Source organism: Pseudomonas sp. IPO3774, assembly GCF_013386835.1.
GTDB lineage: Bacteria > Pseudomonadota > Gammaproteobacteria > Pseudomonadales > Pseudomonadaceae > Aquipseudomonas.
The window spans coordinates 37,620-51,222 of record NZ_JACAQY010000072.1; the positions used below are offsets into that span (position 1 = coordinate 37,620).

The window sequence follows — 13,603 nt, forward strand, 5'->3', positions numbered from 1 at the left end:
TGAACATCTTCATTCGCCACATCGGCCCCGAGCTTCTACCCTGAAGGCATAGCCCTCAGGACGCCAAGCGCTCATGTACAAAGACCTGAAGTTCCCGGTTCTGATCGTACACCGCGACATCAAGGCCGACACCGTTGCCGGCGACCGCGTCCGGGGCATCGCCCGGGAGCTTGAGCAGGAGGGCTTCAGTATCTTTTCGGCGGTGGACTACGCCGAGGGTCGCCTGGTGGCTTCGACCCATCACGGCCTGGCCTGCATGCTGATTGCCGCCGAGGGCGCCGGGGAAAATACCCATCTGATGCAAAACATGGTGGAGCTGATCCGCCTGGCGCGGGTGCGGGCGCCAAACCTGCCGATCTTCGCCCTCGGTGAGCAGGTCACCCTGGAAAACGCCCCAGCCGATGCCATGAGCGAGCTGAACCAGTTGCGGGGCATTCTTTATCTGTTTGAAGACACCGTGCCGTTTCTTGCCCGGCAAGTGGCCCGTGCGGCCCGCGCCTACCTGGATGGCCTGTTGCCGCCATTCTTCAAGGCCCTGGTGCAGCACACGGCGGATTCCAATTATTCCTGGCACACCCCCGTCACGGCGGCGGCGTGGCCTATCGCAAGAGCCCGGTGGGGCAGGCGTTTCATCAGTTCTTCGGGGAAAATACCCTGCGTTCGGACTTGTCGGTGTCGGTGCCGGAGCTCGGCTCGCTGCTGGACCACACCGGCCCGTTGGCCGAAGCCGAGGCGCGGGCAGCGCGCAACTTCGGCGCCGATCACACCTACTTCGTGATCAATGGCACTTCCACCGCCAACAAGATCGTCTGGCACTCGATGGTGGGCCGGGATGACCTGGTGCTGGTGGACCGCAACTGTCACAAGTCGGTGTTGCATTCGATCATCATGACCGGCGCCATCCCGCTGTACCTGTGCCCGGAGCGCAATGAACTGGGGATCATCGGGCCGATTCCCCTGAGCGAGTTCAGCCCCGAGTCGATCCGCGCCAAGATCGACGCCAGCCCGCTGACCCGAGGCCGACCGGCCAGGGTCAAGCTGGCGGTGGTCACCAATTCCACCTACGACGGCCTGTGCTACAACGCCGAGCTGATCAAGCAGCAACTGGGCAACAGTGTCGAGGTGCTGCACTTTGACGAGGCGTGGTACGCCTACGCGGCGTTTCATGAGTTTTTCGCCGGGCGCTATGGCATGGGCACTTCGCGCACGCCCGAGAGCCCGCTGGTGTTCACCACGCACTCCACGCACAAGCTGCTGGCGGCGTTCAGCCAGGCGTCGATGATCCATGTGCAGGATGGCGGCGTGCGCAAGCTGGACCGCGACCGCTTCAACGAAGCGTTCATGATGCATATTTCCACCTCGCCGCAGTACAGCATCATCGCCTCCCTGGACGTGGCCTCGGCGATGATGGAAGGCCCGGCGGGGCGTTCCTTGCTGCAGGAGATGTTTGACGAAGCCCTGAGCTTCCGACGTGCCCTGGCCAACCTGCGCCAGCACATCGCCGCTGAAGACTGGTGGTTTTCCATCTGGCAGCCGCCGCTGGTGGCGGGCATTGACCGGGTGGTGACCGCAGACTGGCTGCTGCAACCCCAGGCCGACTGGCATGGCTTTGGCGATATCGCCGAAGACTACGTGCTGCTGGACCCGATAAAAGTCACCCTGGTGATGCCTGGCCTGAATGCCGGCGGGGCTTTGAGCGAGTGCGGAATTCCCGCTGCGGTGGTCAGTAAATTCCTCTGGGAACGTGGGCTGGTGGTGGAAAAGACCGGGCTGTATTCGTTCCTCGTGCTGTTTTCCATGGGCATCACCAAAGGCAAGTGGAGTACCCTGCTCACCGAACTGCTGGAATTCAAGCGCAGTTATGACGCCAACGTGAGCCTTGCTGTGTGTTTGCCATCGGTGTTTCAGCAGGGCCCGGCGCGGTATCAGGGATTGGGTTTGAAGGATCTGTGCGACCAGTTGCACAGCTGTTACCGCAGCAATGCCACGGCCAAGCACCTGAAGCGGATGTACACGGTACTGCCGGAAATCGCGATGAAACCGGCCGACGCCTACGACCTGTTGGTCAAGGGCGAAGTCGAGGCGGTGTCCATCGACGCTTTGCCAGGTCGGGTCGCAGCGGTCATGCTGGTGCCTTACCCGCCGGGCATTCCGTTGATCATGCCGGGTGAGCGCTTTACCGAATCGACTCGCTCGATCATTGATTACCTGGCGTTTGCCAGGACGTTCGATAGCAGTTTCCCCGGCTTTGTTGCCGATGTTCATGGATTGCAACACGAAGATGACGGCAGTGGTCGTTGTTACACCGTCGACTGCATCAAGGGTTAAGGATGTTTATGCAAGCTGTAATGAACCCGAAGTACCCGGGCCTCAGTGTCCGGGTGGCTGACGAAGGATTTGACGCCTACGTGTGGGGGAACGACTTCAGCTTTGAAGTCAACGCCTACGGCAAGCCGGAAAATGGGCAAGCGCGTCGACCAGTGGGCGGTGGAGCGTATCGTGCCATACCGCAAATGCTACGGCATCGATCCCGAGGAATTCGCCAGCTTCCGTGACGCGGCCGACAGTGCGGTGTTCATGGCCTACCTCGATGACCGGCCCGTGGGGCATATCGTGGTCAGCACCAACTGGAACGGCTTCGCCCATGTGGATGAGCTGGCGGTGGTCTTGCCCGCGCGGCGCCACGGGGTGGCCAAGGCATTGCTGGACGTGGCGCAGTTCTGGAGCCGCAAGAAGAACCTGCCGGGGATGATGCTGGAGACCCAGAACAACAACCTCGGTGCCTGCCGGCTGTATGAGCGCTGCGGGTATGTGATGGGCGGGATCGACCACCTGCGCTATCGCGGGATTGATCCGCAGACGCGCGAAGTGGCGATTTTCTGGTATCGGTTGTTCAAGACAGAATTGGAAGCAGTCTGAGCTGCACCGATCAACTGTAGGAGCCGTCGAGCCCCAGCGAGGCCGCGATGGCGGTGTGTCAGGCAACCTCTTTATCGACTGTGCCGCCGCCTTCGCAGCCTCGCTGAAGCTCGACAGCTCCCACATTCGATTTGCGCAACTCAAGTACTTGCGACCGAACACACAGCTCCCAGACTTCCCCCGATCCCCTGTGGGAGCCGTCGAGCCCCAGCGAGGCCGCGATGGCGGTGTGTCAGGCAACCTCTTTATCGACAGTGCCACCGCCTTCGCAGCCTCGCTGAAGCTCGACAGCTCCCACATTCGATTTGCGCAACCCAAGTACTTGGACCGAACACACAACTCCCAGACTTCCCCCGACCCCCTGTGGGAGCCGTCGAGCCCCAGCGAGGCTGCGATAGCGGTGTGTCAGGCAACCTCTTTATCGACAGTGCCGCCGCCTTCGCAGCCTCGCTAAAGCTCGACAGCTCCCACATTCGATTTGCGCAATTCAAGTACTTGCGACCGAACACACAACTCCCAGACTTCCCCGATCCCCTGTGGGAGCCGTCGAGCCTCAGCGAGGCCGCGATGGCGGTGTGTCAGGCAACCTCTTTATCGACAGTGCCGCCGCCTTCGCAGCCTCGCTGAAGCTCGACAGCTCCCACATTCGATTTGCGCAACTCAAGTACTTGCGACCGAACACACAGCTCCCAGACTTCCCCCGATCCCCTGTGGGAGTCGTCGAGCCCCAGCGAGGCCGCGATGGCGGTGTGTCAGGCAACCTCTTTATCGACTGTGCCGCCGTCTTCGCAGCCTCGCTGAAGCTCGACAGCTCCTACATTCGATTTGCGCACCCCAAGTACTTGCGACCGAGCACACAACTCCCAGACTTCCCCCGACCCCCTGTGGGAGCCGTCGAGCCCCAGCGAGGCCGCGATAGCGGTAGGTCAGGCAACCTCTTTATCGACTGTGCCGCCGTCTTCGCAGTCTCGCCAAGGCCCGACAGCTCCCACATTCACGGCAATGTGCTTGTCAGCAGGCTTTCAGCCTTCTCGGTGACAATCTCCAGCAGCGCATTCAAGGCGGGCGATGGCTCGCTGCCCTTCAGGGTCAACGCATACAAGGTCACCACAATCGGCGGTGACAATGGGCACGCATCCAGCCCGGCTTCCCGTGCTCCGCTGGCGGTGAACGGGTCGACAATCGCCAGGCCTTCCCCGGCTTCTACCATGCTGCGCATCATCTGATACGTCTGCACCCGCGTTTGCACCACCGGCAGCGGGCGCAGGGCTTGCAGCTTGCTGTCCAGCAGGCGGCTCAGCGGGTCCTGGCCTTCAAGGCCGATCATCGACTGCCCGGCCAGTTCCTGTAGCGCAATGTACTTCTGCCGAGGCTTCAGCCAGCCATGGGGCGCGAGCAATTGCAGCTTGCCGTGGGCCAGCGGTTGGCTGTGGATTTGCGGGTGTTCCGGGTCGTGCAGGCTCAGGCCGAGGTCGGCTTCGTGCAGCAGCAGGCTTTTGACGATGTCCCGGGTGGAATGGCTGGAGAGGTTGCACGGCGTGTCTTGGAAACGTCGGCGCAGCACGGCGATCGCCTGGGGCAGCAGTTGATTGGCCAGCGGCGGGGTGCACAGTGCGCGCAAGGGCGGGGCATGGTGGTGCTTCAGGCTGCTGGCCAGGCGTTGCACCGGCTCAAGGGCTGCATAGAGGTGGGCGATTTCGGCCTGCAGCTCAAGGGTTTCCCGGGTGGCCTGCAAGCGTCCGCGCACACTGGCGAACAGCATGAAGCCCAATTGCAGCTCGGCATCCTTGAGGGTAGCGTCCACATCGGCCACGGGCAGTTGCAACCATTCGGCGGCGGTGCCGAGGTGTCCGGTCTGTAAAATCGCTTGAATGACTTCGATATGACGTAAACGCATGGCCGGAGTCTATGTTCAGCGCGACGTGGATTCAATGGCTCAGGCCCGGGCGTGGAAAAAAGACCCGCCACGGCAGCGCCCCAACTAGACTTGCACGATCAAGTCCCTTGGCGCCTGCAACCAGCAGGTCATACAAAGGGCGTATCAACCAGAGGATCCACGGGGGAGCCTTATCGATGCTCGGTAAAACAGACACGCGCGGGTTTTCGTTGTGGGACCTGCTGGTGGTGGTGCTGGTGGTCGGTGTGTTGGCGGTTGCGGTGGGGCCGCGGATCTTCGGCGACGTGACCCAATCGGAAATCGCCACGGCCAAGGTCCAGTTGAAAGAGCTGGGCAAGGCGGTCGAGCAGTTTCATCAGGATGTAGGGCGTTATCCTACCGACGACGAGGGTCTGGCGGTGTTGACGGTTCAGCCAGCGGGAGAAGGGAAGTGGCGGGGCCCCTATCTCAAGGATCAGGACATGCTGACGGACCCTTGGGGCGTGGCCTATCAGTACCACTATCCTCCCAGCCAGGCCAAAACCAACTTTGATCTGTTCTCGTTCGGCAAGGACCGGACACTAGGAGGCGTCGGCGATAATGTTGATATCGCCTATGGGGAATAACGTCTTATGAAGCGTGGATCGTGGCGGATTCGCGGGTGATGATAGTGCCCGACTGAATCAGCCTGAACTCATCGCCATCCAGTTTTTCTACGCGGTCGCCAATGGCCAGCTTGTAGGTGGTGGTGGGCGCCGAGCCAGCCAGGCCGTCGAGGGGCGGGTTGGATTCCTGGAACTCATGCACCGAATAAACGCGACCTTCCGCGTCTCTGGCATGGAACTGTCCGACAAGTACTGCTGCCATCTGTTTAGAACCTCTGGAGATAAACACTCGATTTGCGGTTCTGTAGACCGTAGGAGAGCGGGGTAGTTTACCTATTGAAAAAAAATACTATTCGTTGACTTTTTCAGACATTACTTACAAATCCATCTGCGGTGTAAACGTCCCTGGGGATTGCAAAAACGCGCTGGTGATAGCGTCGCGCAGGCTCTATAACTACAAACTCCTTAAGTCAGAAATCGGGAAACCCCAATGAGCAAGGTCTACACGATTGCCGTACTGGTCGGCAGCTTGAGAAAAGAGTCGATCAACCGCAAGGTCGCCCTGGCACTGGCCGAGTTGGCGCCCGCCAACCTCAAGTTGAACATTGTCGAAATTGGCGATTTGCCGCTCTACAACGAGGACATCGACGGTGCTGCACCGCCGGCAGCCTACAGTACTTTCCGTCAACACGTGCGTTCATCCGACGCGGTGTTGTTTGTGACCCCCGAATACAACCGCTCCGTGCCGGGTGTATTGAAGAATGCGATTGACGTCGGTTCACGTCCTTATGGCCAGAGTGTCTTCAGCGGCAAGCCGGGTGCGGTGATCAGTGTGTCCCCCGGCGCCATCGGCGGTTTTGGGGCCAATCACCATTTGCGCCAGTCGCTGGTGTTTCTCGATGTGCCGTGCATGCAGCAGCCGGAAGCCTATCTGGGCGGTGCGGGCAGCGTGTTCGATGAGTCGGGCAAGGTCTCGGAAAAGACCAAGCCGTTTTTGCAGGCGTTTATCGACGCCTATGGCAAGTGGGTGGAAAAACAGCACGGCTGATCAGCCGTGCGAAAAAAGACCCCGCTATTTAAGCGGGGTCTTTTTTGTCTGCGGTCAGGCCGCGTGGTCGGCCACTACGGCGCTATTAACGCAGCCAGTTGGTTTTCGCCAACTCGATCACCTCATCACCGCGCCCACTCATCACCGCCTTGAGCATGTACAGGCTGAAGCCCTTGGCCTGCTCCAGCTTGATGCTCGGCGGCATCACCAGTTCCTGGGTGGCGGTGACCACGTCCACCAGCACCGGGCCGTCGTGGGCCAGTGCGCGGCGCAGGGCCGGTTCCAGGTCTTCGGACTGCTCTACGCGAATACCGAGGATGCCCATGGCGTTGGACATGGCGGCAAAGTCCGGGTTTTTCAGCTCGGTGCCGGTATCCAGGTAGCCCGCCGCTTTCATCTCCATGGCGACGAAGCCCAAAGAAGAGTTGTTGAACACCACCAGCTTCACCGGCAGGTTCAGTTGCGCCAGGCTGATGAAATCCCCCATCAGCATGGTGAACCCACCGTCGCCGGACATCGAAATCACCTGGCGCCCGGGAAACGCGGCTTGCGCACCGATGGCCTGGGGCATGGCGTTGGCCATCGAGCCATGGTTGAACGAGCCGATCAACCGGCGCTTGCCGTTCATTTTCAAGTAACGCGCCGCCCAGACTGTCGGCGAGCCAACGTCGGCGGTGAAGATTGCGTCGTCGTCCGCCAGTTCGCTGAGCAGGCGCGCAACGTATTGCGGGTGAATTGGCCGGCCGGCCTTTGACGGTTCCGCCAGGTCATCCAGCCCTTGGCGGGCTTTTTCATAATGCTTGAGCGAGGTTTCGAGGAAGCTGCGGTCCGTCTTGCGGGTCAGGCGCGGCAGCAGCGCCTGGATGGTCTCACTGACGTCAGCTGCAATGCCCAGGTCCAGCGTGGCACGCCGGCCCAGTGCCTGTGGGTTGCGGTCGACCTGGATAATTTTTGCGTCGGTCGGGTAGAACTGGCGATACGGGAAGTCGGTGCCGAGCATGATCAGCGTGTCGCAGTTGAGCATGGCGTGGTAGCCGGAGCTGAAGCCGATCAGGCCGGTCATGCCGACGTCGAACGGGTTGTCCCACTCCACATGTTCCTTGCCGCGCAGGGCATGCACCACGGGCGCGCCGAGGGCGTCGGCCAGGGCCACCACCTCATCGTGGGCGCCGGCACAGCCGCTGCCACACAGCAGGGTGACTTTGCCGCTGTGTTCGAGGATGTCGGTGAGGCGTTGCAGGTCCTGTTCCGCCGGCAAGGTGCGCGGTGCCAGCAGGGCCGGCCACGGTTTGAATTTATCTTCTACTTCCAACAGTGACACATCCCCCGGAATCACCACCACCGCTACGCCGCGGTTGAGGATCGCCGAGCGCATGGCACGGTGCAGCACGTGAGGCATCTGCTCGGGGTTGGTCACCAGCTCGATAAAGTGGCTGCACTCCTTGAACAGTTCCTGGGGATGGGTTTCCTGGAAGTAGTTCAGGCCGATCTCGGAGGAGGGGATCTGTGCGGCAATGGCCAGCACCGGCACGTGGTTGCGATGGCAATCGAACAGGCCATTGATCAAGTGCAGGTTGCCGGGGCCGCAGCTGCCGGCGCATACGGTCAGTTCGCCGGTGGCGGCGGCTTCGGCACCGGCGGCAAACGCGGCCACTTCTTCGTGGCGCACATGCATCCACTCGATGCTGTCCATGGTGCGCAGGGAGTCGGTCAGGCCGTTGAGGCTGTCGCCGGTCAGGCCCCAGATGCGCTTGATGCCCGCCTGTTCAAGGGTGGTCGCCAATTGCTGGGCCAGGGTGATTTTCGCCATGAAGAACTCCAATCGTCAGTGAGGGTAAAAAGCTGCTGATCAGTTAAGGACAGTTCCATGGCGCTGAATGCTCCCCGCTCAATGTGAAGAATTGGTCATCGCAGCGCGATATTGCCGAGTGCGGCGGGCGATAAACAGTTGGTCTTTTATCAACGCCAGCAGCGGCGTCACCCCGGGTTTCGGCTGGCGGCCACGGCTCAGGCGGCGAAGCTGATAGCGCACCACTGCCATGCTCGCCAGGCTGGCCAGGGGTTTGCGCTTCCAGCGGATCGGCGGCAATTGCGGGTTGAGATCGCGGCCGGCGCGCCATTGCTTGATCAGGTGCGGCTCCAGGGTCAGCGCGGTGGCGATCCCGGCCATGGCGATGCCGCTGTCCAGGACTTGCTGCACGATCGGCAAGCGCCGGATGCCGCCGGTGACCATCACCGGCATGTTGGCGACTTTCGCCAGGTCGCTGGCCATCTCGATGAAATAGGCTTCGCGGGCCAGGGTGCGTCCGTCGCGAGCCTCGCCTTGCATGGCCGGGGCTTCGTAGCTGCCGCCGGACAGTTCCAGCAGGTCGATGGCCAGCGGGTTGAGCAGTTCGACCACGGAGCGGGCGTCGGCGGCGTCGAAGCCACCGCGCTGGAAGTCGGCGGAATTGAGTTTCACCGCCACGCAGAAATCCGCGCTCACGGCGGCGCGCACGGCTTTGATCACTTCCAGCAACAGCCGCGCACGGTTTTCAACGCTGCCGCCCCAGCGGTCTGTGCGCTGGTTGCTCAAGGGCGAGAGAAACTGGCTGAGCAGGTAGCCGTGGGCCGCGTGAATCTGCGCACCGCTGAAGCCGGCCTTTTCGGCGAGACGCGCGCTGGTGGCGAAGCGCGTGATGACGTCCTGGATATCTTCTTCGGTCATGGCCTTGGGTTGGGCGAACATCTTCGAAAAACCGCCGAGATCGAGGGCCACCGCCGAAGGTGCCAGGGCCTGCTGGCCGAGGTTGGCCATGGTCTGACGGCCCGGGTGGTTGAGCTGCACCCAGAACTGCGCGCCCTTGGCCCGGCCAATCGCGGCCCATTGGCGAAACTTGTCCAGGTGACGTTCGTCTTCCAGCACCACGCCGCCGGGCCCGGTCATGGCGTGGCGGTCGATCATCACGTTGCCGGTCAGGATAAGGCCGGGCTCGCCGTCGACCCAGGCTTGATACAAGCGCATCAGGGCCTCGGAAGGCGCCTGGTTCGCATCCGCCATGTTCTCTTCCATCGCCGCCTTGGCGATGCGGTTACTGATGAGCTGGCCGTTGGGCAATTGCAACGCTTCAAAGGGCGACATGCTTGACTCCTCACATTGGGAGCGCTCAGGCTAAGCTTAAAGGTCACTTTAAGGTCAATGGGGTTGGCGATGAATATTGGTGAACTGGCGGAACGCAGCGGCTTGGCAGCCTCGAAGATTCGCTTTTACGAAGCCCAGGGGCTGATCCAGGTCGAGCGACAAGGTAATGGCTATCGCCGTTATCCCATGCAGACGTTGCAGACGCTGCAATTGATCCAGGGCGCTCAGCGCGCCGGTTTCAGCTTGCAGGAGTTGAAGGCGCTGATGCCCGACGATTCCCCGAGCGAGGCGAAACGCGCCGATATCGTCTTGAGGCTTGAGCGCAGGATTGCGCAGATAGAAGAGCTTCAAGCCCGAATGGACCAGAGCAAGGCCGAGTTACGCGCGGTGATCGCCACGATCCAGGCGCACCCGGAAGGCACGCCGTGCACCCAGGCGCAGGACAAGGTCTGGGCCTCAATCGAGGCGCATAAAAAAACGCCGCGCATCTGACGATACGCGGCGTTCGTTTACAGCAACAAAACCTTAGGCTTGAACCACAGGGATGTTGGCGCTTGCAGCAATTTCACGGAACTCGGCGATCTGGTCAAAACTCAGGTAGCGATACACGTCGCTGGCCATGGTGTTGATCTTCGCGGCGTATTCCATGTACTCCTCGACGGTCGGCAGGCGACCCAGGATGGAAGCCACCGACGCCAGCTCGGCCGAAGCCAGGTAGACGTTTGCGCCGTCACCCAGACGGTTCGGGAAGTTACGGGTCGACGTCGACACAACGGTCGAGTTCGGCTCTACACGTGCCTGGTTACCCATGCACAGCGAGCAGCCCGGCATTTCCATGCGCGCGCCAGCCTTGCCGTAGATGCCGTAGTAGCCTTCTTCGGTCAGTTGGTGAGCGTCCATCTTGGTCGGCGGCGACAGCCACAGACGGGTTGGCAGCTGACCCTTGACCTGATCCAGCAGTTTACCGGCAGCGCGGAAGTGACCGATGTTGGTCATGCACGAACCGATGAACACTTCGTCGATCTTCTCGCCAGCAACGCTGGACAGCAGACGGGCGTCGTCCGGATCGTTTGGCGCACAGAGCACAGGCTCCTTGATGTCGGCCAGGTCGATCTCGATGATTTCAGCGTATTCGGCGTCAGCATCGGCAACCATCAGCTCAGGGTTGGCAACCCAGGCTTCCATCGCTTGGGCACGACGTTCCAGGGTACGCGCATCGCCGTAGCCTTCACCGATCATCCAGCGCAGCAGGGTGATGTTGGAGTTCAGGTACTCGGTGATGGATTCTTTCGACAGCTTGATGGTGCAACCGGCAGCCGAACGTTCAGCCGAGGCGTCGGACAGCTCGAAGGCTTGTTCGATGCTCAGGTTGTCCAGGCCTTCGATTTCCAGGATGCGGCCGGAGAAAGCGTTCTTCTTGCCTTTCTTCTCTACGGTCAGCAGGCCAGCCTGGATCGCGTAGTAAGGAATGGCGTGAACCAGGTCACGCAGGGTGATACCAGGCTGCATTTCACCTTTGAAGCGCACCAGGATCGATTCCGGCATGTCCAGCGGCATGACGCCGGTGGCGGCGGCGAACGCTACCAGGCCGGAACCGGCCGGGAACGAAATGCCCATCGGGAAACGGGTGTGGGAGTCACCACCGGTACCGACGGTGTCCGGCAGCAGCATGCGGTTCAGCCAGCTGTGGATGATGCCGTCGCCCGGACGCAGCGATACGCCGCCACGGGTCATGATGAAGTCAGGCAGGGTGTGGTGGGTGGTCACGTCGATCGGCTTTGGATAGGCCGCGGTGTGGCAGAACGACTGCATTACCAGATCGGTGGAGAAGCCCAGGCACGCCAGGTCTTTCAGTTCGTCACGGGTCATGGGACCGGTGGTGTCCTGGGAGCCGACGGTGGTCATCTTCGGTTCGCAGTAGGTGCCTGGACGAACGCCAGCCACGCCGCAGGCCTTGCCGACCATTTTCTGCGCCAGGGTGTAGCCCTTGTCGCTTTCAGCCGGGGCTTCCGGCAGCTTGAACAGGGTCGAAGGTGGCAGACCCAGCTCGGCACGTGCCTTTTCGGTCAGGCCACGGCCGATGATCAGCGGGATACGACCGCCGGCACGGACTTCGTCCAACAGGACCGGAGTCTTCATTTCGAAGGTGGTCAGGACTTCATCGCTGTTGTGCTTGGTGACTTTGCCAGCATGCGGGTACAGGTCGATCACGTCGCCCATGTTCATGTTGGTAACGTCGAACTCGATTGGCAGTGCGCCGGCATCTTCCATGGTGTTGTAGAAGATGGGGGCGATCTTGCTGCCGAAGCAGAAGCCGCCAGCGCGCTTGTTCGGCACGTAAGGCACGTCGTCGCCGAAGAACCACAGTACCGAGTTGGTGGCCGATTTACGCGACGAACCGGTACCGACCACGTCACCGACGTAGGCGATCGGGAAGCCCTGGCCGCGCATTTCTTCGATCTGCTTCATCGGGCCGGTCTTGCCTTGCTCATCCGGCACGATGCCTTCACGGGCCATTTTCAGCATGGCCAGGGCGTGCAGCGGGATGTCAGGGCGGGACCAGGCGTCCGGGGCAGGGGACAGGTCGTCGGTGTTGGTTTCGCCGGTGACCTTGAACACGCGCAGGCTGATCTTGTCGGCCAGGGTCGGGCGATTCTTGAACCACTCGCCGTCGGCCCAGGACTGGATCACGGCTTTGGCGTGTTCGTTACCGTTCCTGGCTTTTTCCGCGACGTCGTGGAAAGCATCGAACATCAGCAGGGTGTGCTTGAGTTGGGCGGCAGCGACGGGGGCCAGGGTGGCGTCGTCCAGCAGCTCGACCAGGGTCACGATGTTGTAGCCGCCTTGCATGGTGCCGAGCAGTTCAACAGCGCGTTTCTTGTCGATCAGGGGAGAAGTGGCTTCGCCCTTGGCCAGGGCAGACAGGAAACCGGCCTTGACGTAGGCAGCTTCGTCAACGCCTGGTGGAATGCGGTTGGTGATCAGGTCAACGAGGAATTCTTCTTCGCCAGCCGGGGGATTTTTCAGCAGCTCGACCAGGCCTGCGGTTTGTTCGGCGTTAAGCGGCTGGGGAACGATACCCAGGGCTGCACGCTCTTCGATATGTTTGCGGTAGGCTTCAAGCACAGTTATTACCCTCATCAGTGGTCCCACGGGACGCTCATCCAGAAATGCACGGCACGCATGCGCTCAGGGGCTTTTTGGGCCGTAGAGCCAGCGCTGCCGGCAATCCTCACAGAAGCTGCTTTCAAAGTTTTACGCCTGCAGAACGGAGCTGATGAGGGTTGGCGCTGGCTATTTACCGGGTAAATAACCATCGCCAACACCGTTCTTTAGGAACGACTGTGCTCGTGACGCTTTGAAAACAGCTTCCAACGGATTATTGGCGCCTTACAAGGCCGGATGATTCTACGGCAAAAAAATTCTAAACGTAAGTTGCCGCGCCAAGTTTGCAGGGTGATCAACCTTAGACAAAGGGCTAACATGTGCAACTGTTTCGCTGATTTGTGCGTTGTCGACCATGTCTAACCAAACCATCAAGACCCCCTGCGTAGGCCTGTGCTCCACGGTTTACGGCGATCTTGTGTGCCGGGGGTGCAAGCGGTTTCACCATGAGGTGATTCAGTGGAACGGGTATAACGAGGAAGAAAAACGTGCGGTGTGGCTGCGGCTGGAGCAGTTGTTGGTGCAGGTGATGGCCGGGAAGCTTGAGGTGTTTGACCCTAAAATGCTGCGGGGGCAGCTGGAGCAGCGCAAGATTCGGTTTGTGCCGCATCAGTCGGAGTACTGCTGGGCGTATCAGTTGATTGCCCGGGGGGCGCGGGTGATCAGCAATCTGGAGGCTTACGGGATGGTTTTGATGCCGGAGTTTCGGGAGTGGGGGTTGCCTGAGTTGCGGGATGCGATTGATCGGGAGTTTTTTATTTTGTCCGAGGCGCATTATCAGCGGTATATCGCGCCGGGGTTTCTCAGGGATGCGTTTGGGGGGTGATTGAGTACATATCCGTTATTTGGGTAACGGCCGCTTATGGTTC

General features: G+C 60.9%; 9 protein-coding genes and 2 pseudogenes. 6 read left to right on the forward strand and 5 right to left on the reverse strand.

The genetic code is table 11. The annotated features are described in order from the left end of the window. Window positions 1–73 precede the first annotated feature (73 nt). Together HYE77_RS31545 and HYE77_RS31550 are read left to right on the forward strand one after the other, a co-directional pair. Window positions 74–2,328 (forward strand): annotated as a pseudogene (locus tag HYE77_RS31545) (Orn/Lys/Arg decarboxylase N-terminal domain-containing protein). Window positions 2,329–2,348: 20 nt separating this feature from the next. Beyond that, window positions 2,349–2,919 (forward strand): annotated as a pseudogene (locus HYE77_RS31550) (GNAT family N-acetyltransferase). Between the two features lie 994 nt (window positions 2,920–3,913). On the opposite strand, the gene HYE77_RS31555 reads toward HYE77_RS31550, so the two are convergent. After that, window positions 3,914–4,816, reverse strand: a complete 903-nt coding sequence (locus tag HYE77_RS31555; protein ID WP_003209251.1) for a LysR substrate-binding domain-containing protein — start codon at window positions 4,814–4,816, stop codon at window positions 3,914–3,916. A gap of 176 nt (window positions 4,817–4,992) precedes the next feature. Between HYE77_RS31555 and gspG the strand changes: the two genes are divergently transcribed. Next, a complete protein-coding gene (gene gspG / locus HYE77_RS31560) occupies window positions 4,993–5,421 on the forward strand; it encodes a type II secretion system major pseudopilin GspG (RefSeq protein ID WP_102369043.1) in 429 nt (142 codons plus the stop codon). A 4-nt stretch (window positions 5,422–5,425) separates the two neighbouring features. On the opposite strand, the gene HYE77_RS31565 is transcribed toward gspG, so the two are convergent. Further along, on the reverse strand, window positions 5,426–5,662 hold the full coding sequence (locus HYE77_RS31565; RefSeq protein WP_003209248.1) for a hypothetical protein: 237 nt from the start codon (window positions 5,660–5,662) through the stop codon (window positions 5,426–5,428). Between the two features lie 228 nt (window positions 5,663–5,890). Between HYE77_RS31565 and HYE77_RS31570 the strand changes: the two genes are divergently transcribed. Beyond that, window positions 5,891–6,448, forward strand: coding sequence for an NADPH-dependent FMN reductase (locus HYE77_RS31570; RefSeq protein WP_008431334.1), 558 nt, complete (start codon window positions 5,891–5,893; stop codon window positions 6,446–6,448). Between the two features lie 85 nt (window positions 6,449–6,533). On the opposite strand, the gene poxB is transcribed toward HYE77_RS31570, so the two are convergent. Together poxB and HYE77_RS31580 are read right to left on the reverse strand one after the other, a co-directional pair. After that, entirely contained in the window at window positions 6,534–8,258 is a 1,725-nt protein-coding gene (gene poxB / locus HYE77_RS31575; RefSeq protein WP_008431335.1) for a ubiquinone-dependent pyruvate dehydrogenase, read from the reverse strand. A gap of 78 nt (window positions 8,259–8,336) precedes the next feature. Further along, complete coding sequence (locus HYE77_RS31580; RefSeq protein ID WP_177070509.1) at window positions 8,337–9,569, reverse strand: NADH:flavin oxidoreductase/NADH oxidase family protein; 1,233 nt, start codon at window positions 9,567–9,569, stop codon at window positions 8,337–8,339. Window positions 9,570–9,638: 69 nt separating this feature from the next. Between HYE77_RS31580 and HYE77_RS31585 the strand changes: the two genes are divergently transcribed. Continuing rightward, window positions 9,639–10,061: a MerR family transcriptional regulator gene (locus HYE77_RS31585; protein ID WP_008431339.1), complete on the forward strand. Its 423-nt coding sequence runs from the start codon at window positions 9,639–9,641 to the stop codon at window positions 10,059–10,061. Between the two features lie 33 nt (window positions 10,062–10,094). Here HYE77_RS31585 and acnB read toward each other — a convergent pair whose 3' ends face one another. Next, complete coding sequence (gene acnB / locus HYE77_RS31590) at window positions 10,095–12,695, reverse strand: bifunctional aconitate hydratase 2/2-methylisocitrate dehydratase (protein ID WP_003209239.1); 2,601 nt, start codon at window positions 12,693–12,695, stop codon at window positions 10,095–10,097. A gap of 394 nt (window positions 12,696–13,089) precedes the next feature. Here acnB and HYE77_RS31595 point away from each other — a divergent pair, with 394 nt between their 5' ends. Then, window positions 13,090–13,560: a DUF1289 domain-containing protein gene (locus HYE77_RS31595; RefSeq protein WP_003209237.1), complete on the forward strand. Its 471-nt coding sequence runs from the start codon at window positions 13,090–13,092 to the stop codon at window positions 13,558–13,560. Window positions 13,561–13,603: the final 43 nt, after the last annotated feature.